General features: G+C 67.1%; 21 protein-coding genes. 15 read left to right on the top strand and 6 right to left on the bottom strand.

Annotation, left to right across the window (positions count from 1 at the left end):
* Positions 1 to 5: 5 nt before the first annotated feature.
* The 4 genes from ACQY72_RS04655 to pyk all read left to right on the top strand — a co-directional run bounded on the left by ACQY72_RS04655 (position 6) and on the right by pyk (position 4019).
* A complete protein-coding gene (locus tag ACQY72_RS04655; RefSeq protein WP_428156094.1) occupies positions 6 to 1697 on the top strand; it encodes an alkaline phosphatase family protein in 1692 nt (563 codons plus the stop codon).
* Between the two features lie 38 nt (positions 1698 to 1735).
* The gene (locus ACQY72_RS04650; protein WP_428156093.1) at positions 1736 to 2029 is read left to right on the top strand and encodes a type II toxin-antitoxin system HigB family toxin; all 294 of its coding nucleotides are present in this window, start codon (positions 1736 to 1738) and stop codon (positions 2027 to 2029) included.
* A 12-nt stretch (positions 2030 to 2041) separates the two neighbouring features.
* The gene (locus ACQY72_RS04645; RefSeq protein WP_428156092.1) at positions 2042 to 2419 is read left to right on the top strand and encodes a helix-turn-helix domain-containing protein; all 378 of its coding nucleotides are present in this window, start codon (positions 2042 to 2044) and stop codon (positions 2417 to 2419) included.
* 154 nt (positions 2420 to 2573) lie between these two features.
* A complete protein-coding gene (gene pyk, locus ACQY72_RS04640) occupies positions 2574 to 4019 on the top strand; it encodes a pyruvate kinase (protein ID WP_428156091.1) in 1446 nt (481 codons plus the stop codon).
* Here the strand turns inward: pyk and ACQY72_RS04635 are convergent.
* The 3 genes from ACQY72_RS04635 to ACQY72_RS04625 are packed head-to-tail and all read right to left on the bottom strand — an operon-like array spanning position 4016 to position 6630.
* On the bottom strand, positions 4016 to 5053 hold the full coding sequence (locus tag ACQY72_RS04635; protein WP_428156090.1) for an oxidoreductase: 1038 nt from the start codon (positions 5051 to 5053) through the stop codon (positions 4016 to 4018). The genes pyk and ACQY72_RS04635 overlap by 4 nt on opposite strands.
* A 7-nt stretch (positions 5054 to 5060) precedes the next feature.
* The gene (locus ACQY72_RS04630; RefSeq protein WP_428156089.1) at positions 5061 to 6497 is read right to left on the bottom strand and encodes a helix-turn-helix domain-containing protein; all 1437 of its coding nucleotides are present in this window, start codon (positions 6495 to 6497) and stop codon (positions 5061 to 5063) included.
* On the bottom strand, positions 6490 to 6630 hold the full coding sequence (locus ACQY72_RS04625) for a hypothetical protein (RefSeq protein ID WP_428156088.1): 141 nt from the start codon (positions 6628 to 6630) through the stop codon (positions 6490 to 6492). Before ACQY72_RS04625 ends, ACQY72_RS04630 begins: the two co-directional genes overlap by 8 nt.
* Between ACQY72_RS04625 and ACQY72_RS04620 the strand changes: the two genes are divergently transcribed.
* The 9 genes from ACQY72_RS04620 to tdh all read left to right on the top strand — a co-directional run bounded on the left by ACQY72_RS04620 (position 6629) and on the right by tdh (position 18518).
* Positions 6629 to 8164: an acyl-CoA carboxylase subunit beta gene (locus ACQY72_RS04620; RefSeq protein WP_008259414.1), complete on the top strand. Its 1536-nt coding sequence runs from the start codon at positions 6629 to 6631 to the stop codon at positions 8162 to 8164. The genes ACQY72_RS04625 and ACQY72_RS04620 overlap by 2 nt on opposite strands.
* Positions 8165 to 8169: 5 nt before the next feature.
* The gene (locus tag ACQY72_RS04615; protein WP_428156087.1) at positions 8170 to 8961 is read left to right on the top strand and encodes a hypothetical protein; all 792 of its coding nucleotides are present in this window, start codon (positions 8170 to 8172) and stop codon (positions 8959 to 8961) included.
* A gap of 35 nt (positions 8962 to 8996) precedes the next feature.
* Complete coding sequence (locus tag ACQY72_RS04610) at positions 8997 to 10976, top strand: acetyl-CoA carboxylase biotin carboxylase subunit (RefSeq protein ID WP_428156086.1); 1980 nt, start codon at positions 8997 to 8999, stop codon at positions 10974 to 10976.
* A 160-nt stretch (positions 10977 to 11136) separates the two neighbouring features.
* Positions 11137 to 12516 carry a methylmalonyl-CoA mutase family protein gene (locus ACQY72_RS04605; protein ID WP_428156085.1) on the top strand — a complete coding sequence of 460 codons (1380 nt, stop codon included), beginning with the start codon at positions 11137 to 11139 and terminating at the stop codon, positions 12514 to 12516.
* Positions 12513 to 14672 (top strand): methylmalonyl-CoA mutase, encoded by a 2160-nt coding sequence (gene scpA / locus ACQY72_RS04600; protein WP_428156084.1) that lies wholly within the window; start codon positions 12513 to 12515, stop codon positions 14670 to 14672. Before ACQY72_RS04605 ends, scpA begins: the two co-directional genes overlap by 4 nt.
* Positions 14669 to 15091, top strand: coding sequence for a methylmalonyl-CoA epimerase (mce, locus tag ACQY72_RS04595; protein ID WP_428156083.1), 423 nt, complete (start codon positions 14669 to 14671; stop codon positions 15089 to 15091). Before scpA ends, mce begins: the two co-directional genes overlap by 4 nt.
* Before the next feature lie 64 nt (positions 15092 to 15155).
* Positions 15156 to 16067 (top strand): DUF4232 domain-containing protein, encoded by a 912-nt coding sequence (locus ACQY72_RS04590; RefSeq protein ID WP_428156082.1) that lies wholly within the window; start codon positions 15156 to 15158, stop codon positions 16065 to 16067.
* A gap of 42 nt (positions 16068 to 16109) precedes the next feature.
* Entirely contained in the window at positions 16110 to 17300 is a 1191-nt protein-coding gene (locus ACQY72_RS04585) for a glycine C-acetyltransferase (protein ID WP_428156081.1), read from the top strand.
* A 165-nt stretch (positions 17301 to 17465) separates the two neighbouring features.
* Complete coding sequence (gene tdh / locus ACQY72_RS04580) at positions 17466 to 18518, top strand: L-threonine 3-dehydrogenase (protein ID WP_428156080.1); 1053 nt, start codon at positions 17466 to 17468, stop codon at positions 18516 to 18518.
* Between the two features lie 54 nt (positions 18519 to 18572).
* On the opposite strand, the gene ACQY72_RS04575 is transcribed toward tdh, so the two are convergent.
* Positions 18573 to 20966: a TonB-dependent receptor gene (locus tag ACQY72_RS04575; RefSeq protein ID WP_428156079.1), complete on the bottom strand. Its 2394-nt coding sequence runs from the start codon at positions 20964 to 20966 to the stop codon at positions 18573 to 18575.
* Positions 20967 to 21071: 105 nt separating this feature from the next.
* On the bottom strand, positions 21072 to 22094 hold the full coding sequence (locus ACQY72_RS04570) for a DNA topoisomerase IB (RefSeq protein WP_428156078.1): 1023 nt from the start codon (positions 22092 to 22094) through the stop codon (positions 21072 to 21074).
* A gap of 116 nt (positions 22095 to 22210) precedes the next feature.
* Between ACQY72_RS04570 and rlmJ the strand changes: the two genes are divergently transcribed.
* Together rlmJ and ACQY72_RS04560 are read left to right on the top strand one after the other, a co-directional pair.
* Positions 22211 to 23026: a 23S rRNA (adenine(2030)-N(6))-methyltransferase RlmJ gene (gene rlmJ, locus ACQY72_RS04565; RefSeq protein ID WP_428156077.1), complete on the top strand. Its 816-nt coding sequence runs from the start codon at positions 22211 to 22213 to the stop codon at positions 23024 to 23026.
* A 22-nt stretch (positions 23027 to 23048) separates the two neighbouring features.
* A complete protein-coding gene (locus ACQY72_RS04560) occupies positions 23049 to 23780 on the top strand; it encodes a type 1 glutamine amidotransferase (RefSeq protein ID WP_428156076.1) in 732 nt (243 codons plus the stop codon).
* Here ACQY72_RS04560 and ACQY72_RS04555 read toward each other — a convergent pair.
* Positions 23777 to 24835, bottom strand: coding sequence for a YeiH family protein (locus ACQY72_RS04555; protein ID WP_428156075.1), 1059 nt, complete (start codon positions 24833 to 24835; stop codon positions 23777 to 23779). The genes ACQY72_RS04560 and ACQY72_RS04555 overlap by 4 nt on opposite strands.
* Positions 24836 to 24891: the final 56 nt, after the last annotated feature.

Below are 24891 nucleotides of genomic sequence, written 5' to 3'. Positions count from 1 at the left end.
TTCGCATGTCCCTGTCGCGTCACGCCGCCGCTGCGTTCCTGGCCGCTCTGTCGATGGCGGGCGCCGCCTGCGCCTCTATGGCCGACACGCCGGTTCAGCAGGTCGTCCCTCAGGCTTCCGTCGCCGCCCTGACGCCGCCGAAACTGATCGTGACGATCGTGGTGGATCAGTTCAGCGCCAACCTCTTCAACCAGTATCGCAGCCGTTACACCGGCGGCCTGCGTCGTTTGGCGGACCAGGGGCTTGTGTCGATCAACGGCTATCAGACCCACGGCCTGACCGAGACCTGCCCCGGCCACTCGACCATTCTGACGGGCATGCATCCTGTCGAGACGGGCATCCCGGCCAACGACTGGATCGATGGCAAGACCGGCAAAGAAGTCTATTGCCTGGCCGCCCCACAGAACCACCTGGCGCACGGTCGCGACGACACCGACAACGGACCGGTGGGGCCGGATCAGCTGCGGGTCACGACCCTGGGCGACTGGCTGAAGGCGGAAAGCCCCGACAGCAAAGTCATGGCCGTGTCGGGCAAGGATCGCGGTGCGATCAACCTAGCCGGTCATCAGGGACAGGCCTTCTGGTTCACCGAGGGCTTCGGCCTGACGACCTATGTCGAGCCGGGCCAGACGGCGCAGGCCAAACTGGCGCCCGTCGCGGCCTTCAACGCCGATTTCAATGCCTGGATGGCCGCGACGCCGGTGGCCTGGGACTATCAGAACGAAGAGTGTCAGGCGCTGGCCGGCGACTGGACCATTCGCGGACAGACCTTCCATTCCGTCCTGCCGCCGGCGGGGCTGAAGTTCGACACCTCGCCGCTGCTGGACGAGCAGACGCTGAAGGCGGCGGAATATCTGCTGGACAGCCAGAAGCTGGGGCAGGGCGCGACCACCGACATGCTGGGCGTCAGCCTGTCGGCGACGGACCGGATCGGCCATATGTACGGCACCCAGGGGCCGGAGATGTGCGAGCAGATGCACCGACTGGATGCGGCGATGGGCGCCTTCCTGGACAAGCTGGCCCAGGTTCCGGGCGGGGCGATGGTGGTGCTGACGGCCGACCATGGCGGGTCGGACTTCGTCGAGCGGCTGCATGAGCACGGCTATCCCCAGGCGCACCGGGCAGACATGGATGCGATCAAGGGCGTCAACGCCGCGCTGAAGACGCGCTTCAATCTGGATGCCGATCCGCTTCAGTCCGGCGGCAGCGGCCTGATGGTCGCGGATGCCGAGCACAGGTCGCTGCCCGATCCGTTGCGCACCCAGGTCGCGGAGGCGGCGGTCGAGATGCTGCGCGCCCTGCCGGACGTGGCCTTCGCCGAGACGCGCGACCGGCTGCTGGCCGAGCCTTCTCCCGACAGCCGCCAACCGGAGATGATGACGGTGCGCGAACGCATGCGTCTGTCGACCGTGGCCGAGCGCTCGCCCGACATCCAGTTCGCCTGGACCCAAAACACCACGGCCGGCGGCCGCGTCGGCTCGACCCTGGCCGGTCACGGCACGCCGTGGGAATACGACCGTCGCGTGCCGATCATCTTCTGGTGGCCCGGCGCCCATGGCGAAGAGCGGTTCCTGCCCATCCGCACGGTCGATATCGCCCCGACCCTGGCCCATGTCATCGGCGTCGCGGCGCCCCCGGTCGAGGGGCGTTGCATGGACCTGAATGGGTTCGCGGTGGCGTCTTGCCCAACCAAGTGATGGCTTGTTCCCAAAACGGGATCGCATTATAAGGCTGCATGAATGTCGTCGCCCGGAAGACACTCCAGGCCTTCTGGACCCGTCATCCGCCGGCCAAGGGGCCGCTGACGAGCTGGTACAATCACGTGAAGTCCGCAGACTGGCGGTCTCCGCAGGATGTGAGGGACGACTTTCGTTCCGCCGATTTCGTTGGCGACAACCGGGTGATCTTTGATGTCGGCGGCAACAAGTATCGGGTGGTGGTGCGGATTTCCTACACCTTCAAACAGGTGCTGGTGAAGTTCGTCGGCACGCACGCCGAGTATGATCGCATCGACGTGGAAACCGTCTAGGCCGAGGAGCAGATGACCATGCACATCCATATTCTTCGCGACGAGGCCGACTATCAGGCGACCTTGGCGGACTATGAAGCCTTCTTTGACAACCAGCCCGAACCGGGCAGCGAGGCCGGTGATCGGTTCGAACTTCTGGGACTGCTGTTGGCGAAATACGAGGAAGACCATTTCCCCATGCCTGCCGACGATCCGGTCGAGGCGATCCGTTTCGCGATGGAACGGCAGGGGCTGAGCCAGTCGGATCTTTCCGAAGTGCTGGGATCACGGTCGCGCGCGTCCGAAGTGCTGAACCGCAGACGCGCCCTGTCCGTGGCGCAGATCCGCAAACTGTCTCGCGAATGGCGTATTCCGGTTCAGGCGCTGATCGGTGAACCTCAGGCGGCCTAATACCCGGTCGGCGCGATAAACTCCTGTTTCGGGGTCGTAAACTCGTGTTTCCCGGTGGGGCTGCGGCCTTACGTGGAAAAGGTTTCGTTGGCAGAAGGGTGCAAAGCGCCCAAGCCGTCCATAGGGATGGCGTCAGAGCCAACAGGAAACGTCCATGAACAGAGCCCGCCGCGCCCGCATCGTCGCGACCCTGGGGCCCGCAAGCCGTGCGCCGGGCACCGTCAAGGCCCTGGCTCAGGCCGGGGTGGACGTGTTCCGCCTGAACTTCAGCCACGGGTCGCATGAGGATCACGCCGCCGCCCTGAAGGCCGTGCGCGGCGCCGAGGCGGCCTTGCAGCGCCCGCTGGGCGTGCTGGCGGACCTGCAGGGCCCCAAGCTGCGGCTGGGCCGGTTCAAGAACGTCGAGATTTCGGTCAAGCCGGGCCACACCATGCGCTTCGACCTGGACCCAACGCCGGGCGACGAGACGCGGGTGCAGATGCCGCACCCGGAAATCTTCAAGGCCCTGCGCACCGGCATGCTGCTGCTGCTGGATGACGGTCGGGTGCGGCTTCGCGTCGGCGAGCGCGCTGACGACTGGGCCGATGTGACGGTCGAGAGCGGCTCCAAACTGTCGGACCGCAAGGGCGTGGCCGTGCCGGAAGCGGTCATCCCCGTCTCGGCCCTGACGCCCAAGGACCGCGAGGACCTGGCCTTCGCCCTGCGTATGGGCGTCGATTGGGTGGCGCTCAGCTTCGTGCAGAAGCCCGAAGACATGGCCGAGCTGAAGCGGATCGTGAACGGTCAGGCCGCCTGCCTGGCCAAGATCGAGAAGCCGGCGGCCCTGGCCGATCTTGAGGCCATTCTCGACTATTGCGACGGCGTCATGGTGGCGCGCGGCGACCTGGGCGTCGAACTGGATCCCGAGGATGTGCCGGTGGCGCAAAAGCAGATCGTGCGCGCCGCCCGCAATCGCGGCGTGCCCGTGATCGTGGCGACCCAGATGCTGGAATCCATGACCAGTGCGCCGGCCCCCACGCGCGCCGAGGCGACCGATGTCGCCAACGCCGTCTATGAAGGCGCCGACGCCCTGATGCTGTCGGCCGAGACGGCGTCGGGCGACTATCCGCTGGAATCCGTCGGCATGATGAGCCGGATCATCGAGCGCGTCGAACGCGATCCGATGTGGCCCAGCCTGATGGGCGCCGAGCACGCCGGCATGGACGAGCACGATGTGGACGCCCTGGTCGGGGCGGCGGGCATGGCGGCCAGCGCGCCCTCGACCGGCTGTCTGGTGGTGTTCACGACTTTGGGCGGAACGGCGCGACGGATGGCGCGCGAGCGGCCGCTGAAGCCGATCCTGGTCTTGACGCCCAATCCCAACACCGCACGCCGTCTGGCCCTAGTCTGGGGACTGGAACCGCGCCTTGGCGAACAGCCGGATTCGCTGGAGGCCGTCACCGACGATGCCGTCAACAGCGCGGTCAAATACGGCCTGGCCGAACCGGGCCAGCGTATCCTGATCCTGGCCGGCACGCCGTTCGGGGCGCCGGGCGCGGCCAATCTGCTGCGGCTGGCCCATGCGCCGGCGGCGGCGTCGAAGGGCCGCAAGAAGAGCTAGAGGGCGATCTCGCGACGCTCGGCCGCGCTGCGTCGGCCGGCGTCGATGATCCGCATGACCGTCAGCGCCTGATCCGCCGTCACCGGCGGCGGGCCCTTGCCCAGGACCGCATCCCGCATGGCCGCGTAGAAGGCGGGGTAGTCTCCGCGTTCGGGTTTCGGCGTCGTGCGGGTCGTTTCATTATGGACTTGTTTGGTCAGGACGCCGGGCGAGGGATCGAGGCCCCATTCGGCGTCGCCGGGACGCAGGCCGGCCTTGGACTGGCCCTCCTGGGCGTCCAGGCCATGCTTGATGAAACTGCCGCCTGTGCCGTGGACGACGTAGCGCAGGCTGGATTGGGCGGCCAGATGCCCGGCGTTCAGGATCACCCGCAGTCGGTCGTAGCGCAGCAGGACGTGGGCGTAGTCGATGGCCGTCGCGCCCTGACGCTGGGCCTGTAGATCGGCATAGACGCCCAGCGGCGCGCCGAACAACTGCACAGCCTGGTCGATCAGGTGCGGCCCCAGGTCGGCCCAGACGCCGCCGTCGCGCTGGTCCTTCCAGCGGTCGGTGACGGTCGGGCGGAAACGGTCGTAGTGGCTTTCGAATACGGCGATCTCGCCCAGCTCGCCCTCTGCGATCAGGCGGCGCAGGGTCAGGAAGTCGGCGTCCCAGCGGCGGTTCTGGAAGACGCTGAACACGCCGGGCGATGCGACCGCGACGGCGGCGACCGCTTCAGCGTCGGCGAGTGTCGCCGCAAAGGGCTTGTCCACCACCACCGACTTGCCGGCCTTCAGCGCGGCGATCGACTGTTCGGCGTGCAGGGCGTCCGGCGTGGCGACGACGATCAGGCGGATGTCCTCGCGCGCCAAGGCTGCGTCCAGATCGGGCAGGATTTCCACGTCGGGCAGGTCGGCGTGGACCGCTTCAGGGCGCGACGAGACGACGGCGGTCAGGGTCAGGCCGGGCGTGGCGGCGATCAGCGGGGCGTGAAAGGTCTGGCCCGCCAGGCCGTAGCCGACGACGGCGACGCCGATGGGTGCGTGTGAGGTCATGCCCCGATCAATAGCGGTCCGGGCGCGGTCCATCCAGCACATAGGGCACCACGCCGCGCTCGTTCTCGGGCACGTGCAGGGCGCGGTCCAGGGGCGGGAAGGCGCGCTGGGTGCAGTCGGTGCGCTCGCAGATGCGGCAGCTGACGCCGATCCGGGCGGCGGGGCCGTTCAGGTCCAGACCGGCGGCATAGACCAGCGACCCGGCGTGCTCGACCTCGCACCCCAGCGACAAGGCGTAGCGACGGTCGTTCGCCAGATAGGAGCCGCTGGGCTTGGACACGCTGCGGGCGATGGAGATGTAGCGCGAACCGTCGGGCATTTCGGCCAGTTGCACCCCGATCCGGTCGGGCGTGGCGAAGGCTTCGTGGACGTTCCACAGGGGGCAGGCGCCGCCGAAACGGGCGAACTGGAAACGGGTGGCGCTGTGGCGTTTGGTGATGTTGCCGGCCATGTCCACGCGGGCGAAATAGAAGGGCACGCCGCGCCAGCCGGGCCGCTGCAGGGTCGAGAGCCGGTGGCAGACCTGTTCGAAACTGACCTGGAACCGGGTGCGCAGGCGGTCGATGTCGTGCTTTTCCGCCCGCGCCGCCTCCAGGAAGGCGCGGTAGGGCAGCAGAAGGGCGCCGGCGGCGTAGTTGGCCAGGCCGACGCGGGCCACGTCGCGCGCGGCCTGGGTGCGGAAGGCGGCCTGGTCCAGCTCGGCCTCGATCCGGTCGCGGAAGGATAGCAGGGCCAGCTGGTGGGCCAGTTGGAACGACCGGGTGGCGCCGGGCAGCCAGGCGTCCAGGCTCAGGATTCGGCTGGCGGGATCATAGCGGCGCAGGGCCTCTTGCCCCGCGACATAGACGGTGCGGACGCCGTGCCGGTCGGCCAGCAGGGTCTCCAGCGCCCGTTCGATCGGGCCGTCCTGGGGGACCGCCGCCGCCAGGGCCTCGGCCGCCGTGTCCAGGCTGTCGACGTAGTTATCGCGGTAGTGGAAGAAGTCGCGCACCTCTTCATAGGGCAGCAGGGCGACGCGGGCGCCCAGTTCGTCGCGGCCCAGGGTGTCATCCAGCGCCTTCACCCGCTCGTCCAGCTGGCGGAAGGCCTGGTGCAGGGCCAGGAACTGGTGGGCCAGGCGGGGGGTGTTGGCGACGGCCTGTTTCAGCTCGGCCGCCGTCGGGGGCTCGGCCCCGCCGCTGACCGGGCCGGCGATGTCGGTGGTGGCCTCGCGTAGGTCGGCGATCAGGCGGGCGTCGCCCTCCAAGTCGAACAGGCTGGCGTCGATATGGAAGGCGCGGGTCAGGGCGATCAGAACGCGGGCGGTGGCCGGGCGCTGATTGGTCTCGATCTGCGACAGATAGGAGGGCGACAGGCCCAGACGTTCGGCGCAGGCCTCCAGCGTCCAGCCGCGCGCCTCGCGCAGCTTGCGCAGTTTGGCGCCCAGAAAAAGCTTCTCAGCCATTCGCAAGTTTGCAGTTCATCGTCGCCGCCTTTGCAAGTCCGCACAGTTCCGCACCTTTTGCAAAGTTGCGTTTGCCATTTTGCGATGAAGGCGCCACGCCTTGCCGTTCGAACAAGAGGCCGAAACCGATCATGACTCAAGCCATCCTTGAAGAACTGGAGCGCCGTCGCGCCGCCGCCAAACTGGGCGGTGGGGAAAAGCGTATCGCCGCCCAGCACGCCAAGGGCAAGCTGACGGCGCGCGAACGCATCGATGTTCTGCTGGACGAGGGCTCCTTCGAGGAGACCGACATGTTCGTGGAGCACCGCAGCCACGACTTCGGGATGGAGACGCAACGCATCCCCGGCGACGGGGTGGTGACGGGGCGCGGGACCATCGGCGGGCGGCTGGTCTATGTCTTCTCCAAGGACTTCACCGTCTTCGGCGGCAGCCTGTCGGGCGCCCATGCGGCCAAGATCGTCAAGCTGCAGAAGATGGCCCTGACGACGGGCGCACCGATCATCGGCCTGTTCGATGCGGGCGGGGCGCGGATTCAGGAGGGGGTCGAGAGCCTGGCCGGTTACGCCGACATCTTCCTGCAGAACACCCTGGCCAGCGGCGTCATTCCCCAGATCAGCGTGATCATGGGGCCGTGCGCGGGGGGCGACGTCTATTCGCCGGCCATCACCGACTTCATCTTCATGGTGAAGGACACGAGCTATATGTACGTGACCGGCCCCGACGTGGTGAAGACGGTCACCAACGAGGTGGTCAGCCACGAAGACCTGGGCGGGGCGCGGGTCCATGCCGGCAAGTCGGGCGTGGCGGACGGGGCGTTCGAGAACGATCTGGAGGCCCTGTCGGAGGTGCGTCGCCTGATCGGCTTCCTGCCGCTGTCGAACCGCGAAAAGCCGCCGGTGCGCGAAAGCTATGACGAGCCGGAGCGGGACGAGCCGTCGCTGGACACCCTGATCCCGGCCAATCCGAACCAGCCCTATGACATGAAGGAGCTGATCCTGAAGGTGGTGGACGAGGCTGACTTCTTCGAGATCGGGGCCGACTTCGCCAAGAACATCATCTGCGGTTTCGGCCGGCTGGACGGCCAGACGGTCGGCATCGTCGCCAACCAGCCCCAGGTGCTGGCGGGCGTGCTGGACATCGATTCAAGCCGCAAGGCCGCGCGGTTCGTGCGCTTCTGCGACGCCTTCGACATTGCGCTGGTGACCCTGGTGGACGTGCCGGGCTTCATGCCGGGGACCAAGCAGGAGTATGGCGCCCTGATCAAACACGGGGCCAAGCTGCTGTTCGCCTATGCCGAGGCCACCGTGCCGAAACTGACCCTGATCACGCGCAAGGCCTATGGCGGCGCCTATGATGTAATGAGTTCGAAACACCTGCGCGGCGACGTCAACTACGCCTGGCCCACCGCCGAGATCGCGGTCATGGGCGCCAAGGGCGCGGTCGAGATCATCTTCCGCAAGGAGGCCGGCGACCCGGCGGCCTTGGCCGCGCGCGAGGCGGAGTACAAGGACCGGTTCGCCAATCCGTTCGTGGCGGCGGGGCTGGGATACATCGACGACGTCATCATGCCTCACGGGACGCGGCGGCGGCTGGTGAAGGCGCTGCGGACGCTGAAGAACAAGGTCCAGGAGAACCCCTGGAAGAAGCACGACAATATTCCGCTGTGATATAGATGCTCCATCTTACAGCGATCCACTTCACAAAGGCTGAGCTTGATCTAGTTCCTGCGGATCATCGACTAGCCTACTTCGGCATCTGTCAGATTGCCGACGAGACCGCCATTCTTCTTAGAACTGCGATATCGGCCATCAATTCGGGTGGCCCCGCAGATCCAGCATACGTGCGCGATATGTCGAACGCGACCGCACTGCTCGCGACGCGAGTGCTGGCGGGTCGATTGTTTGAAGCTCGCCAGTTCATCAACAGCCGCGAAGTTGCAGTGGCATTTCGAGAGCTATCAGGGCTCGCCGCTCAGCATGATCAGCGTGTTGGGCCGTCACTGGAACGAGCCCGAGTGGGTCGGGCCGCGCTGTTCAGACTGATAAATGCGTCCAGATTGATAGGTCCGCTAAGAAATAGGGCGGCCTTCCATGCGGAGATGGGGCTTATTGAAGAAGCTTATGATCAACTCCCTGCTGATATGAATTTCGTCGATTATATCGGCAGTACTAGAGGAAACTCGATCTTTGGTGGAGCCGAGTCCCTACATTTGACAGCTCTTTCAGCTCTCGTTGGTCAAGGTGACGTTCCCGACTTTGATCAAGCTCTAGCCCAGACGGTTCGTGAAGTCGGTGAGGCCGTTGGTTATCTTGGTGACTTTACCGAAGGCTTTGTGAGCGCATTCATTGTGGCCCATCTCGGCGTTGAGCGTCTCCAAGGAGAACGCATCGCTGTGCCTAGCGCAGTACCAATTGATCAACTGCGGCTTCCCCTTTTCTCCACCCATCCTCGCGAAGCCTCTTAGGTCGCGCTCCATAATTAGCCTTGGGACAACGGCCAATGTTCTCCAAAATCCTCATCGCCAACCGGGGCGAGATCGCGGTTCGGATCATCAAGACCTGCCGCCGCATGGGCATCAAGACGGTGCAGGTCTATTCGGAGGCCGACGCCGGGTCGCTGGCGGTCGAGATGGCCGACGAGGCGGTGCTGATCGGGCCGGCGCCGGCGGCGCAGTCCTATTTGCTGGCGGACAAGATCGTCGAGGCGGTGCGCAAGACGGGGGCGCAGGCGGTGCATCCGGGCTTTGGGTTCCTGAGCGAGAACGCCGGGTTCGCGCGGCGGCTGAGGGACGAGGGGATCGCCTTCATCGGCCCGAACCCCGAGGCCATCGAGGCCATGGGCGACAAGATCAGCTCCAAGAAGCTGGCGGCCGAGGCGGGGGTTTCGACCGTGCCGGGTCATATGGGGCTGATCGAGACGCCGGAAGAGGCGGTCAGGATCGCCAACCAGATCGGCTATCCCATCATGATCAAGGCCTCGGCCGGCGGCGGGGGCAAGGGCATCCGCGTCGCCCATTCGGACGCCGACATGGCCGAGGGCTTCGCGGCGGTGAAGGCCGAGGCGCTGAACGCCTTTGGCGATGACCGGGTCTTCCTGGAGAAGTTCATCATCGATCCGCGCCACATCGAGATCCAGGTGCTGGGCGACAAGCACGGCCATGTGGTCCACCTGTTCGAGCGCGAATGTTCGATCCAGCGCCGCAACCAGAAGGTCATCGAAGAGGCGCCCTCGCCCCTGCTGGACGAGGCCACCCGCGCCGCCATGGGGGCGCAGGCCGTCGCCCTGGCCCAGGCGGTGAAGTATGACAGCGCCGGCACGGTCGAGTTCGTGGCCGGTCAGGACAAGAGCTTCTTCTTCCTGGAGATGAACACCCGTCTTCAGGTCGAGCATCCGGTGACGGAGCTGATCACCGGCGTCGATCTGGTCGAACAGATGATCCGTTCGGCCTGGGGCGAGGCCCTGGCCTTCGAACAGAGGGACCTGAAGATCAACGGCTGGGCCATCGAGAGCCGGATCTACGCCGAGGACCCGTATCGCGGCTTCCTGCCGTCCATCGGCCGTCTGGTCCGATACGAGCAGCCCGAAGAAGGCGATCAGGGGGATTATACCGTCAGGAACGATTCCGGCGTCCGCGAGGGCGACGAGATCAGCATGTTCTACGACCCGATGATCGCCAAACTGTGCGCCTGGGGCGAGACGCGCGAGGCCGCGGTGACGGGCATGGCCCGGGCGCTGGAGGACACCCACCTGTCGGGCCTGGGCCACAATGTGCCCTTCCTGGCGGCGGTGATGGATCAGGACCGGTTCAAGTCGGGCGAACTGTCGACCAGCTATATCAAGGACGAGTTCCCGGACGGCTTCAACGGTCTGCGTCCGACGGTGCAGCAGGAGCGGATCCTGATCGCCTCGGCCCTGGCCATGCATGAGGTCATCGCCGAACAGGACGGCGACCCGTCGGACCGCACCGACTGGATCGTGATGATCGACAAGACGCCGCACGGTGTCGGCCTGTCCTACGACGAGGACGAGGAGATGATCCTGACCCTGACGGGCGGGGGCGACATCCGCCTGTCGGACATCGACTGGCGGCCGGGCATGGCCCAGTTCAAGGCCGAGCTGGACGGCGAGCCTTTCACCGCCGAGGTCAAACGCGTGGCCAACGGCTTCGACATCCGTCACCGCGCGGCGCGGGCGCGGGTGCGGGTGCTGCGGCCCCATGTCGCCGAACTGTATGCGCGGCTGCCGGAGAAGGCGGTGGCGGATACCTCGAAACTGGTGCTGTCGCCGATGCCGGGGCTGGTGGTCTCGATCCCGGTGGTGGTGGGCCAGGAGGTCAAGACCGGCGAGACGGTGGCGATCATCGAGGCCATGAAGATGCAGAACATCCTGAAGGCCGAGCGCGACGGGGTGGTGAAGGCGGTGGGGGCCAAGGACGGCGATCCGGTGGCGGCGGATGACGTGCTGGTGGAGTTCGGGTGATGCGGAAGAGCCCCTCCGTCTCGCCGCTGCGCGTCGATCCACCTCCCCATTTCATGGGGAGGAGACAGGCGGGTGATGCGTCTCCTCCCTGCGAAGCGGGGAGGGGGACCGCGAAGCGGTGGAGGGGTTCTTTACGCCGCACGGGCGGGGAGGGGCTCGCATGAGCTTCCCCACACCCACACCCCTCGAATGGCGCGAGGCGGCCCAGAAGGCGTTGAAGGATCGGCCGATCGAGTCGCTGATGTCGCTCGACGCCGACCAGTTGGTGACGCGTCCGCTGTACGGCGGCGCCTCCGGCGTTCAGCCGATCTTCGCGCCGCGTCCGTCGGACTCGGAAGGCCGGGCTTGGGATCTGCGGACACCGGTCGAGGGGGATGATCCCGAGGCGGTCAATGAAGCGGTGCTGACTGATCTGGAGAACGGCGCCGCCTCGGTGGTGCTGAAGGGGCGGGTGCTGGCGGACTCTGGGCCGCTGGGCCGGGCGCTGGAAGGCGTGGCGCTGGAGCTGGCCCCCGTTGCGCTGGACGCCGGGATCGACGGGCCGGATGCGGCCAACGCCCTCGCTGTCGTGGCCAAGGGCTCGCCGCGCGCCAAGCTGAGGTTTCACATGGACCCGATCTCGGCCTTCGCCGAGGCGGGCGGGGCGCCGCGTTCGGTGGAGGAGCATCTGAGCCTGGCGGCCAATACGGCGGCGCGTCATGCGGGCGCCTATCCGAACGCGACCTTCTTCATGGCCAGCGGCCGCGTGGCGCACGAGGCCGGCGGATCGGCGGCGCAGGAGCTGGCCTTTGCGGCCTCAAGCGTCGTGGCCCATGTGAAGGCGGCCGTGGATGCGGGGATGTCGGTCAAGGCGGCCTTGCGTGGCACGGTGGTCGGCCTGTCGGTCGACGCGGAATATTTCGACAGCCTGGCCAAGGTGCGGGCCATGCGGCTGATCTGGGCTACGGTGACGCGGGCCTTTGAAGTCGAGGCGCCGGCCGTGATCGAGGCGCGGTCGTCGCGGCGGATGCTGGCGGCGCGCGATCCCTGGCCCAATCTGCTGCGGCTGACGGCGGCGGGGTTTGCGGGCGCGGTCGGCGGGGCGGATGTGGTGGTGCTGGACGGGTTCACCCGCGCATCGGGTCGGTCAGACGCCTTCGCCCGGCGGCAGGCGCGCAACACCCAGCTGGTGCTGATGGAGGAGGCCAATCTGGGCCGGGTCGATGATCCTGCCGCCGGGAGCTGGTATCTGGATGCCCGGACACGAGATCTGGCCGAGGCCGGCTGGGCCGTGTTCCAGATGATCGAGGCCGAGGGCGGTCTGGTCGAGGCCCTGAAGGGCTCTGTGATCCAGCCCCGCATCGCCCGCGCCCGCGCCCTGCGGGAGGCGGCGCTGAAAAACGGCGCCGCCCAGATCATCGGCGTGACCAAATATGTGGACGCGGACGTGCGTTCGGCGCCGGTCGAGGCGGCCGATAAGGTGTCGGCTTCGGTCGAGTGGGTCTGCGAACCGCTGACCCCGATCCGGTTCGCCGCAGCCTTCGAGGAGGCGGGCCAATGAGCTTCCCCGACTTCACCCGCATCCCCCTGAACCTCGACGCGACGGGGCAGGGGCCGACGCGTGATCCGTGGCTGACGCCCGAGGGGCTGACGGTCGAGACCGCCTATGGTCCCGAGACCTCGGACGCGTTGGATCACCAGCATGGCCTGCCGGGGTTCGCGCCCTTCCTGCGTGGTCCCTATCCGACCATGTATGCGGGCAATCCCTGGACCATCCGCCAGTACGCCGGCTTCTCGACCGCCGAGGAGTCCAACGCCTTCTATCGCCGTAATCTGGCGGCGGGTCAGAAGGGGCTGAGCATCGCCTTCGATCTGGCGACGCACCGGGGCTATGACAGCGACCACCCGCGGGTGAAGGGCGACGTCGGCATGGCCGGCGTCGCCATCGACAGCATCTATGACATGCGGACCCTGTTCGACGGGATCCCGCTGGATCAGATGTCGGTGTCGATGACGATGAACGGAGCGGTGCTGCCGATCCTGGCCCTGTATGTCGTCGCGGCGGAAGAACAGGGGGTGCCGCACGCGGCCCTGACCGGGACCATTCAGAACGACATTCTGAAGGAGTTCATGGTCCGCAACACCTACATCTATCCGCCCGAGCCCTCGATGCGGATCATCGCCGACATCTTCGCCTGGACGGCGCAGGAGACGCCGAAGTTCAACTCCATTTCGATCAGCGGCTATCACATGCAGGAGGCGGGGGCCTCGGCGGACATCGAGCTGGCCTATACGCTGGCGGACGGGATTGAATATCTGCGGGCGGGCGTCGCGGCGGGCATGCCGATCGACCGGTTCGCGCCGCGGCTGAGCTTCTTCTGGGCCATCGGCATGAACTATTTTATGGAGGTGGCCAAGATGCGGGCGGGCCGCCTGCTGTGGGCCGAGGCGGTGCGGAAAGAGGGGGGGGGCGATCCCAAGTCGCTGTCCCTGCGCGCTCACTGCCAGACTTCGGGCTGGAGCCTGGCGGCGCAGGACGTGTTCAACAATGTGCCGCGCACCATGGCTGAGGCCATGGCGGCGGCGGGCGGCCAGACGCAGAGCCTGCACACCAATGCGCTGGACGAGGCCCTGGCCCTGCCGACCGACTTCTCTGCACGGATCGCCCGCAACACCCAGATCCTGTTGCAATCGGAGACGGGGCTGACCCGCGTGATCGATCCGTGGGGCGGCAGCTTCTATGTCGAGCGGCTGACGCACGAACTGGCCGAACGGGCGCGCGCCCACATGGCGGAGGTCGAGGCCCTGGGCGGCATGGCCAAGGCCATCGAGGCGGGGATTCCCAAGCTTAGGATCGAGGAATCCGCCGCCAAGACCCAGGCCCGGATCGACACCGGTCAGCAGACGGTGGTCGGGGTGAACAAATATCTGAACCCCGTCGTCGATGACATCCCGATGCTGAAGGTCGACAATGCGGCGGTGCTGGCGGCCCAGATCGACAAGCTGAAACGGCTGCGGGCCGAGCGGGACCAGGCGGCGACCGATGCGGCGCTGGAGGCGCTGACCGAGGGCGCGCGGGGCAAGGCCAATCTGCTGGAGCTTGCGGTCCAGGCCGCTCGCGCCAAGGCGACGGTGGGCGAAATCTCCGACGCGCTGGAGGCCGCCTTCGGCCGTCACGTCGCGACGGTCCAGACCGTTTCGGGCGTCTATGCCAAGGAGGCCGGCGCCGATCCCCGCTTCGCCCGCGCCCGCGAGATGGTGGCCACCTTCGTCGAGAACGACGGCGGGCCGCCGCGCATCCTGATCGCCAAACTGGGCCAGGACGGGCACGACCGGGGACAGAAGGTGGTGGCCACGGGCTACGGCGACCTGGGCTTCGACGTCACAGCGGGCAGCCTGTTCCAGACGCCTTCGGAGGCCGCGCGCGATGCGGTGAAGAAGGGCGTTCATGCGGTGGGCGCATCGTCGCTGGCCGCCGGCCATCTGACGCTGGTGCCCGAACTGAAGGCCGAACTGGAGAAGCTGGGCCGTCCCGACATCATGATCGTGGTCGGGGGCGTCATCCCGCCATCCGATGTCCAGCCCCTGCTCGATATGGGCGCTGCGGCCGTCTATCCGCCCGGATCGGCCATCGCCGACACGGCGGTAGATATGATCGAAAAGCTGAACCAGCGGCTGGGTTACGCCCAGCCCGCCCCCAACAAGGACAAGCCATGATTGGCGCCCTGAACCACGTCGGCGTCGCCACGCCCTCCATCGCGGATTCGATCAAACTCTATAGCGACATTCTCGGCGCAACGAAGATCGGGGAGCCGTTCGACCTGCCCGCGCAAGGGGTGAAGGTCTGTTTCATCGACACGCCGACAGCTCAGATCGAACTGATCGAACCCTATGACGAGACCAGCCCCATTGTCGGCTTCCTGGCCAAGAACCCCAAGGGCGGCCAGCACCACGTCTGTTTCGAGGTGGCCGACATCCACACCGCCATCGCCGAGATGCGGGCCAAGGGGGTGACCATCCTGGGCACGGGCGAGCCGCGCATCGGCGCCCACGGGACGCCGGTCGTCTTCCTGCATCCGCGCGACATGGGCGGGGTGCTGATCGAGCTGATGGAGACGCCGAAAGGCGCGCACTGAGGTCTGGCGGCGGAGCCTTTCGCCAGCTTGACCGTTGAGTTTTGCGAACGGGAGAGACCTGACCATGATGCGCCGCCTGACCGCCTTCGTCGCCATCGCCGCCCTGACCGGCGTCTCCGCCTGTCAGCAGCCGCAGCCGGAGCAACCGACCGCCCCGGTCGAGCCCCAGGCGGCGCCGGCGTCCAATGCGCCGTCGGTCGGCTACGCCTGCGAAAGCGGCGCGACGCTTCAGGTCCAGTATATCGACAGCGACACCGCGCAACTGGCCTACAAGCAGCAGACCTACGCCCTGCGCTCGGTCCAGGCCGCCAGCGGCGCCCGCTATCTGGGCGCGGGCGTGGAATGGTGGACCGCGACACGTGACGGTCAGGAAAGCGGCACGCTCAGCCGCCTCGGCCCGGACGGCACGACCGGCGTGGCGGTGCTGGAGCGGTGTTCGCGTCCGATCCCCGGCGCTGACGTGACGCCGGGCCCGCTCCCCATCCCGGGTCAGACCCCGACGCCCGCGCCCGGAGGGGTCTTGCCGGCCTCCATGCCCTGCAAGGGACCGCAGTTGAAAATGGCGGCCGAGGGCGGCGACGCCGGGGCCGGCAATCGCGTGCGCAACTTCAGCCTCCAGAACGTCGGAACACAGGCGTGCAGCCTGACCGGCTATCCGGGCGTGACCTTGCAGGATGCACGGGGCCGCGCCGTGACCTCGATCCGCGCCGACCAGAGCCCCGGCAGCTATTTCCGTCAGGGCCAGGCGCCAACCCCTGTCGAGATCGCGCCGCAAGCCAAGGCCTATTTCGAAACGGCCTGGAATGTGGTCCCGGACGAGACGATGCAGAAGTCCTGCCCCAGCGTGGCGACCCTGCGTGTGACCGCGCCGGGCGATACCGCCGCAGTCAGCCTGCCGTTCGAGTTCCAGCCGTGCGGCGGCAAGATCCGCGTCAGCCCCATCCGCGCCGAGGCCGATCCCGCGCCGGCGACCTGAGGCGGGTGGAAACGGATCGAAAATCGGCGTAGGTCGCGGCTCATGACCCAGAGCTTCTACGACCGCGTCGCCGGCGAACTGACCGAGATCGACGCCCAGGGCCTGACCAAGCCCGAACGCATCATCGCCTCGCGCCAGGGCCCAGTGATTCAGGTCGCCGGCCGCGACGTGCTGAACTTCTGCGCCAACAACTATCTGGGCCTGGCCGGCGACGAACGCGTCACCCAGGCCGGGATCGCCGCGCAGAGCAAATGGGGCGCGGGCACGGCCTCGGTCCGATTCATCTGCGGCACCCTGGAAATCCACAAGGAGCTTGAGGCCGCCATCGCCGGCTATCTCGGCTTCGAGGACGCCATCCTGTTCGCCGCCGCCTTCGACGCCAACGGCGGCTTGTTCGAACCCCTGCTGGGCGAGAACGACGCCATCGTCTCCGACAGCCTTAACCACGCGTCAATCATTGACGGCGTGCGGCTGTGCAAGGCTAAACGCTATCGGTTCGCCAACTCCGACATGGACGAGCTGGAGACCCGGCTGAAAGAGGCCCGCGCCGCCGGCGCCCGCGACATCATCATCGCCACCGACGGCGCCTTCTCGATGGACGGCTATATCGCCAAGCTGGATCAGATCCGGGCGCTGGCCGACCAGTACGGCGCCCTGATCATGGTGGACGACTGCCACGCGACGGGGTTCCTGGGTCCGCAAGGCAAGGGCTCCTTCGCCCATCATGGGGTCGAGGTGGACTTCGTCACCGGCACCTTCGGTAAGGCCTTGGGCGGCGCCATGGGCGGCTTCATTTGCGCCAGGAAGTCGGTGGTCGAACTGCTGAAGCAGCGTGCGCGCCCCTACCTCTTCTCCAACGCCCTTGCGCCCGCCGTCTGCGGCTCCAGCCTGGAAGCCATTCGCATCGCCCAAGGCTCCGAGGGCGACGCCCTGCGCACTCGCTTGTCGGCCAACGCCCACCGCTATCGGGGCGCCATGGCCGACGCCGGCTTCACCCTGCTGGACGGCGAACATCCGATCATCCCGGTCATGCTGGGCGACGCCAAACTGGCCCAGGACTTCGCCGCCCGCGCGCTGGAGCTGGGCGTCTATGTCATCGGCTTTTCCTTCCCCGTCGTCCCGCGCGGCCAGGCCCGCATCCGCACCCAGATGTCGGCCGCCCACACCTTCGACCAGATCGACCAGACGGTCGCGGCCTTCACCCAGGCGGGCCGGGAGTTGGGCGTTATCTGACGCCAGCGCCCGTCACCGTCGCCACATTATTCCCGTCATCCTCGGGCTTGTCCCGAGGATCCATACTCCCGGTTTTCGCCGGCGCGCACCGTCCTCGACGGAGTTTATGGATCCTAGGCACAAGGCCTAGGATGACGATCTTAGAGTTTTTCAGGAGACGCCATCATGGCTGAAACAATGAAAGCCCTAGCCAAGACCGCGCCCGGCGTCGGCCTCGAACTGATCGACGCCCCTGTCCCCGAGGCGGGACCCGAGGACGTGCTGATCCGCGTCCATCGCACCGCCGTCTGCGGCACCGACATCCACATCTGGAACTGGGACGAGTGGTCCCAGAAGAACGTCCCGACCCCGATGATCACCGGCCACGAATTCGCCGGCGAGATCGTCGCCATCGGCAAGGACGTGGATCGCCCGCTGAAGATCGGCCAGCGCGTCTCGGCCGAGGGACACGTCATCGACCTGAACTCCGAGGCCGCCCGCGCCGGCCACTTCCACCTGGACCCGCACACGCGCGGCATCGGCGTGAACCGCCAGGGCGCCTTCGCCGAGTTCGTGGTGGCCCCCGCCTTCAACGTCATCGAACTGCCCGACGACGTCCCCTATGAGATCGGCTCGATCCTGGACCCGTTCGGCAATGCGGTGCACACGGCGCAGCAGTTCGACCTGCTGGGCGAGGACGTCCTGGTCACCGGCGCCGGCCCCATCGGCATGATGGCCGCCGCTGTAGCCCGTCACGCGGGCGCGCGCACTGTGGTCCTGACCGACATCAACGACTTCCGGCTTGAGCTGGCGCAGAAGGTGGCGCCGGGCGTGCGCACCGTGAATACGACCAAGGAAGACATCCACGACGTGATGAAGGAGCTGGGCCTGAAGGTCGGGTTCGACGTGGCGCTGGAGATGTCGGGCTCTCCCATCGCCTTCAAGCAATGCGTGGACACCCTGATCATGGGCGGCGGCATGGCCTTGCTGGGCATTCCGTCCAAGCCGATGGAGACCGACTGGGGCGCGATCATCCTGAAGGCCCTGACGATCAAGGGCGTCTATGGGCGCGAGATGTTCACCACCTGGCGCAAGATGCTGGGCCTGCTGAAGGCCGGTCTGGACCTGAGCCCGCTGATCACTCATCGCCTGGGCTATGCCGACTACCGCGAAGGCTTCGAGGCCATGAAGTCGGGACAGTCGGGCAAGGTCGTGCTGGACTGGGATAAGGCGGCCTGAAGTTAAGGTGGGATAGAGATCAAGGGGCGGCCGGTCGGCCGCCCCTTTTCGTGGTCAGTACCGCGCTCTCAGCGTGATCCCCACGGTGCGCGGGTCGCCGGGCGTGCCCAGCACCAGGCCCGAGTTGCCGGCCTGAACCGTCAGCAGTTGGAGATAGTCTTCGTCGAAGGCGTTTTTGACGAAGACGAAGGCTTCCCAGCCGTTGTCGGACCGGAAACCGGCGCGCAGGTTGACGATGCTGTAGCCCTCGACCTCGGTATGACGCGAGACCGCAGCGTCGGCGTTGTAGGTCGAGCGATAGCTGGCGTCGGCGCCGAAATAGGCCTCTCCGGCTTGACCCAGGCCTTGCACGTCACGATGCAGTTCGCCGCCGATCGATCCGGCCCAGGGCGAGACGCCCGGCAGATCCTTGCCCGACAGGTCGCAGGCCAAGGTGGAGGCGCCGATCGATTCCAGCGGGCAGGGGCCGTTGGTGAAGCTGGCGTATTTGGCGTCCGTCCAGGCGATGTTGGCATAGGCGTCCAGCCACGGCGTCGGCCGGGTGAACGCATCGAGCTCGATGCCCTGGATTTCCACCTTGTCCGCATTGGCCAGATAGCCGCGCAGGGCGCCGGGGCCGGTGTCGACGACATTGGCCTGATAGTCTTCGACGTCGGTGCGATAGGCGGCCAGATTGGCGGTCACCCGCTTGTCGAACAGCTGGGTCTTGAGGCCCAGCTCATAGGTGGTGACCACCTCGGGTTCGACCACGGCGTTGGTCAGGGCAGGCGTCCCATCCGGCAGGTTCGGAATGCCGGCCATGTTGATGCCGCCCGACTTGTAGCCCCGCGCCAGGGAGCCATAGACGAGGACCGTGTCGGAGATGTCGTAGGACAGGGCGACCTGGCCCGACAGATCGCCATCGGAGATGTCGGCGGCATAGGCCTGGGGCCGGGCGACGCCGAGGCGGCGGGTCAGATCGGCGGCGCTGCCTGGACCGCCGCCGTTGACGGTCGAGACATAGGCGCCGTCCTTTTCCTCGTGGGTGTAGCGCAGGCCGGGCGTCAGGTGCAGCCGGTCGGTGATGTTCCAGGTCAACTGACCAAAGACAGCCAGCGAGTCGGTTTCGATCCGCGAGTCGTTGAACACCGTGTAGCCTTCGAGCAGGCCGGGGTTTGTCCCTGGGACCAAAGCGTTGGTGACCGGATCGCGCACGGTCGTCAGCCAGTAGGAGGCGTTGCGGCCGTATTGCGTGACGCCGTGAGTTTCGACCGCCTGATGGAAGGCGTAGGCGCCGACGGTCCAGTCGATGCGGTTGGCGCCGTTGGAGGACAGGCGAAACTCCTGGCTCCACTGGTCCTGGTCCGAGGGATTGGCGGATTGGCGGGTGATGTCGAGCGCCGTGTAGTCGCGGTCGTTGGCGGGACGCCAGTCCCAGGCCCGCCAGGCCGAAACCGAGGTCAGGGTGGCCCAGCCGAAATCGTAATCGACGATGGCGGAGAAGCCGCGCTGGATCTGGTCGGCGGCGATCGCGCCGTCGACATCGGCGATCCTGTCATAGGGATTGGTGCTGCCGGGCGCATAGCCCAGACCGGCGGCGAGGGCGGGGAACCGCAGATTGACGGGCTTGGCCGTGTCGCCGACGCGGACATACAGCTGGGTGCAGCAGTCGGGTGTCTGGTCCGAGTAGTCGCCGAACAGGCGGACGGTCAGCTTGTCCGTCGGCTGGAACAGCAGTTGGCCGCGCAGGCTGATGGAGTCCTGGGCGTTCTGCTTGCGGCCGACCGTGACATTGTCCACGAGGCCGTCGCGGCGGGTCGAGACGAAGGACAGACGTGCGGCCAGCTTGTCGCTGATCAGCGGACCCGACACCGACGCCTTGGCCTGCAGGAAACCATAGTCGCCGATGCTGACCTCTCCCTGCGCCTCGGGCGTGAAGCTGGGGGCGCGGGTGATGATGTTCAGGGCGCCCGCGGTGGTGTTCTTGCCGAACAACGTCCCCTGCGGCCCGCGCAGGATCTCGATCCGTTCGATGTCGACGAAGTCCAGCGTCGCCGTCGCCGGACGGCTGTAATAAACCTGATCGATATAGATGCCGACGCCCTGTTCCAGCCCGTCGTTGGCCAAGCCATAGCTGGCGCCCAGGCCCCGGATGGTGATGGCGGTGTTTCGGGCGTTGGGGCTAAGCAATTGGACGCTGGGCGCCAGCTGGGTGATCTGGCCTATGTTGTAGGCGCCCGTGCGATCCAGCAATTCCTCGTTCACGACCGTCAGGGCGATAGGCACGTCCTGGGCTCGCTCGTCACGTCGGCGGGCGGTGACGACGATGTCGCCGACGCTGGCGACGCCGGGCGTCTGAACCTGAGGTTCGACGGCCTCGTCCGGCGCGGCGAAGGCGACGGCGGGCGCGCCCAGGCAGGCGAGGACGGCTGTGGCGGACAGCAGGCGTCGGGCGGTTTCGGATGTCATTGTGGTCCCCCTCCGGCGACGTGATGCGCCGGGGAGGAAGAGAAGGATCTTAAATCCTACCGATCAAATGGGGATTTCTAACGCCAGCATTGAGAACCGCTGAGATCAGACCGCAAGCAACTGTTTGATCAACGCCTTTTCGAAACCCTTGGTCTCCGAACTGGGCAGGACATCGGCGATGGCGCCGCTTTCGAACAGGGCGAAGACCTTGGGGTGGACGTAGGAGGCGCGGCAGACGGTGGGGGTGTTGCCCAGCAGGCCCGCGACGGCCTTGACGCAGACGGTGATCTTTCGCTTGGCGTCGGTGGGCGAGGTCGCGGCCTCCGCATCGCGCAGCGCCCGCGCCGCCGAGACGGTGCCGGCCCAAGTGCGGAAGTCCTTGGCCGAGAATTGTTCGCCCATCGCCTCGCGGATGTAGGCGTTCACATCGTCCGAATCGACCGGGCACAGCGTGCCGTCGGCCGAGCGATACTTGAAAAGCTGTTGACCCGGCAGGCCCTCCAACTCGCGCACGACGCGGGCGAGGCGTCGGTCCTTGACGCTGACGCTGTGGTCCTTGCCGCTCTTGCCGCGAAACTCGAATGTCAGGGCCGGGCCGTCCACCTCGAGGTGACGCTTGTGCAGGGTGGTCAGGCCATAGCTACGGTTCTGCTTGGCGTAGATGGAGTTGCCGACGCGGATCAGGGTGATCTCCAGCAGGCGCACGGCGGTGGCCAGCACCTTGTCGCGACAGACGCCGCGCAGGGCCAGATCGTGCTCAACCTTGTCGCGCAGTTTGGGCAGGGCGCGAGAGAAGGCGGGCAGTTTGTCGAACTTGTTCTCGGACCGGGCCGTGCTCCAGTCGTTGTGATAGCGATACTGTTTGCGGCCCTTCACGTCGCGGCCTGTGGCCTGGATATGGCCGTTGGCTTTCGGGCAGATCCAGACGTCGGTCCAGGCGGGCGGGATGGCCAGGGCGCGGATGCGGGCCAGGACCTTGGCGTCGCTTATCGTCTTGCCCTTGGCGTCCTTATAGGACCAGCCCTTGCCGGCGCGGCGACGGCTCAGGCCCGCGAACTCGTCGCTGCAGTAGCTGAGCCCTTGCGGAACCTCGACGGCGATGTCGAAGGCGTGCGATCCGTCGGCCATCCGCCGCGTTTCCTTTTCATTGGTCTTTCAGCTGCTTGCCGAAGACGAGCGACGAACGCGGGGCCGGGGCGGCGAGTTCCGCTTGACCGCGGGAACGGGGCGCGAGACGAGGCGGCATGAACTATCGCCACAGCTTTCACGCCGGAAACTTCGCCGACCTGCTCAAACACGCCCTGGTGCTGTGGCTGGTGAAGGCGAGGCAGGAAACAGGTCCGCTGACCGTGTTCGACACCCATGCGGGGGCGGGGCTGTACGACCTTTCGGGGGACGGGACGCGGTCGAAGGAGGCCGAGGCCGGGGTCGCGCGGCTGATGACGGCGGACGGCCGGACGCCGCTGATGGATGCCCTGGCGGCCGAGGTGGCGGCGATCAATCCTGACGGCGGCGTGCGGTATTATCCGGGCTCGCCCCTGCTGATCACCGACGCCCTCAAGGACGGCGGGCGCTACGTCGGGTTCGAGCTGAACCCGCCCGTTCGGGCCATGCTGGTCGAGGCGCTGGCGGGACGAACGAACGCTCAGGCGCGCGAGGGGGACGGCTATGGGGCGGTGGTCGCGGAAGCGGCGAAGGTGCGCGGGCCGCTGGTGCTGATCGACCCACCGTTCGAGAAGCCCGACGACTATGTCCGTTCGGCCGAGACCGCGATCGCGGTGGTGAAGCGCGATCCGACGGCGACGGTGGCGATCTGGACCCCGTTGAAGGACCTGGAGACCTTCGACGGCTTCATCCGGCGGCTACAGGGCAAGGCCGGGCCGACCCTGGTCGCCGAGGCGCGACTGAGGCCGTTGACCAATCCAATGAAGATGAACGGCTGCGCCCTGGTGGTGGTCAATCCGCCGGCGGGTGCGGAGGCAGCCGCGAACGAGATCTGCGGCTGGGTCGCCGGCGCTCTGGGCGAAGCCGGCGGGCGGGCCGAGGTCTGGACCTTCTGACCGCAGTCACTAGTTTGGTCGCATGACGCGCATCGCCATTCTGGAAACCGGACATCCGCCGGAGCATCTGAAAAACGATTTCGACGATTATCCGGCGCGGTTCCGGGCTTTGCTGGGTGAAGGCGTGGCGACGACGCGGTTCGACGTGCAATCCGGTTATCTACCCGAGGATCCGTCGGCGTTTCAGGGGGCCATCGTCACTGGGTCGGCGGCGGGGGTCTATGACGACCTGCCGTGGATCCCGCAGTTGGTGGATTGGCTGAGGGCGGCGCGGGGGCGGACGCGTCTGGTCGGCATCTGCTTCGGGCATCAGGCGTTGGCCCATGCGTTCGGCGGGGCTGTGGAGAAGTCGGACAAGGGCTGGGGCGTGGGGCTGCATCGCTATGAGGTGCAGGCCGACGAGCCGTGGATGCATCCGCGCGCGCGAACGATCTCGATACCCGTTTCCCACCAGGATCAGGTCACGTCGATTTCGGACGACGCGCGAGTGATCGCCTCCAGCGGCTTCACGCCCTACGCCGGCCTGGCCTGGGGGCAGGATGCGATCTCATTCCAGTGCCATCCGGAGTTCCAGCCGGATTATGCGGCGGCTCTGATCGAGGGGCGGCGTGGGACGCGCATTCCGCATCCGGTAGCGGACGAGGCGATCGACAGTCTGAAGCGACCCAACGACCGGGCCGTGCTGACGGCCTGGATTCGCGCCTTCCTGCTGCTGACCCCGCCGCCGGTCGAGGATTACGGCAGCGGGATCTAAAGCCCCAGCAGCCGGATCAGCGCCAGCGCCAGCAACACCAGGGCGCCCAGCGACAGGATGACGGCGGCGACGACCCGGCCGCCGGCGCGGGCGACAGCGCGGATGTCGGTCTGCAGGCCCAGGGCGGCCATGGCGACGACGGTCAGAAGGCTGGAGGCGGCGGCCATGGGTGCGAGGGCGGTCTGCGGGATCAGGTCCAGCGAGCGCAAGGCGATCATGACCAGGAAGCCGAAGATGAACCAGGGCAGCAGGCGGGAAAGGCCCGGCTTGGCAGCCGTCGGCGCGCGGTCTCGGAAGATCAGCGACAGGGCCAGGATAACCGGCCCCAGCATCAGTACCCGCACCAGCTTGACCACCGTGCCGGTCTGGGTGGCGATGGCGCCGAACGGGGCGGCGGCGGCCAGGACTTGCGGCACGGCATAGACGGTCAGACCGGCCAGGGCGCCGTACTGCAGGCCGTTCAGGTGGATCAAGCCGCCCAGAAGCGGCAGGGCCAGAACCACGATGACGCCGAGCACGGCGGTGAAGGCGATGGAGGCCGCGACCTCCTCGCCGTCGGCGTCGATGACCGGGGCGACGGCGGCGATGGCGGAGTTGCCGCAGATGGCGTTGCCGCAGGCGACCAGCAGAGCCATGCGCGGGTTCAGCCCCAAGGCGCGGCCGACGCCGAAACCGACGACGATTCCGACGACGACCAAAAGTAGGATTCCGACGACGAAAGATACGCCCAGCGACGACAGGGTCGCCGCGCTGACCGAGGCGCCCAGCAGGACAACCGCCACCTCCAGCAGGGTCTTGGCCGAGAAGTCGATGCCGGCCTTGAACCGCACGTCGGGGGTCCAGGCGGTGCGGACGGCGGCGCCCAGCAGGATGGCCAGCACCAGCGGCTCCAGCCAGACATGGCCGATGACGTCGCGCTCGATGCTGGTCAGGCCGATGGCCGCCAGGGTCACCAGCAGGCACAGCATGACGCCGGGCCGGATCTTGCGCCCGAACGCCGTCGCCGACGCCAGTTTGGGCGTAGTGACGGGCGCAGGCAGGGCGGCGGACTTCATAATAGGGTGATGCGCCCGCTCTCGACGGCGGTCCAACGGATAGTTATGGTCGTTTC

The sequence above is a fragment of the Brevundimonas sp. genome (assembly GCF_965279155.1).
Classification (GTDB): Bacteria; Pseudomonadota; Alphaproteobacteria; order Caulobacterales; family Caulobacteraceae; genus Brevundimonas.
The sequence above is the reverse complement of the archived record's forward strand: the minus strand, read 5'-3'. Positions and strand labels throughout refer to the sequence as shown.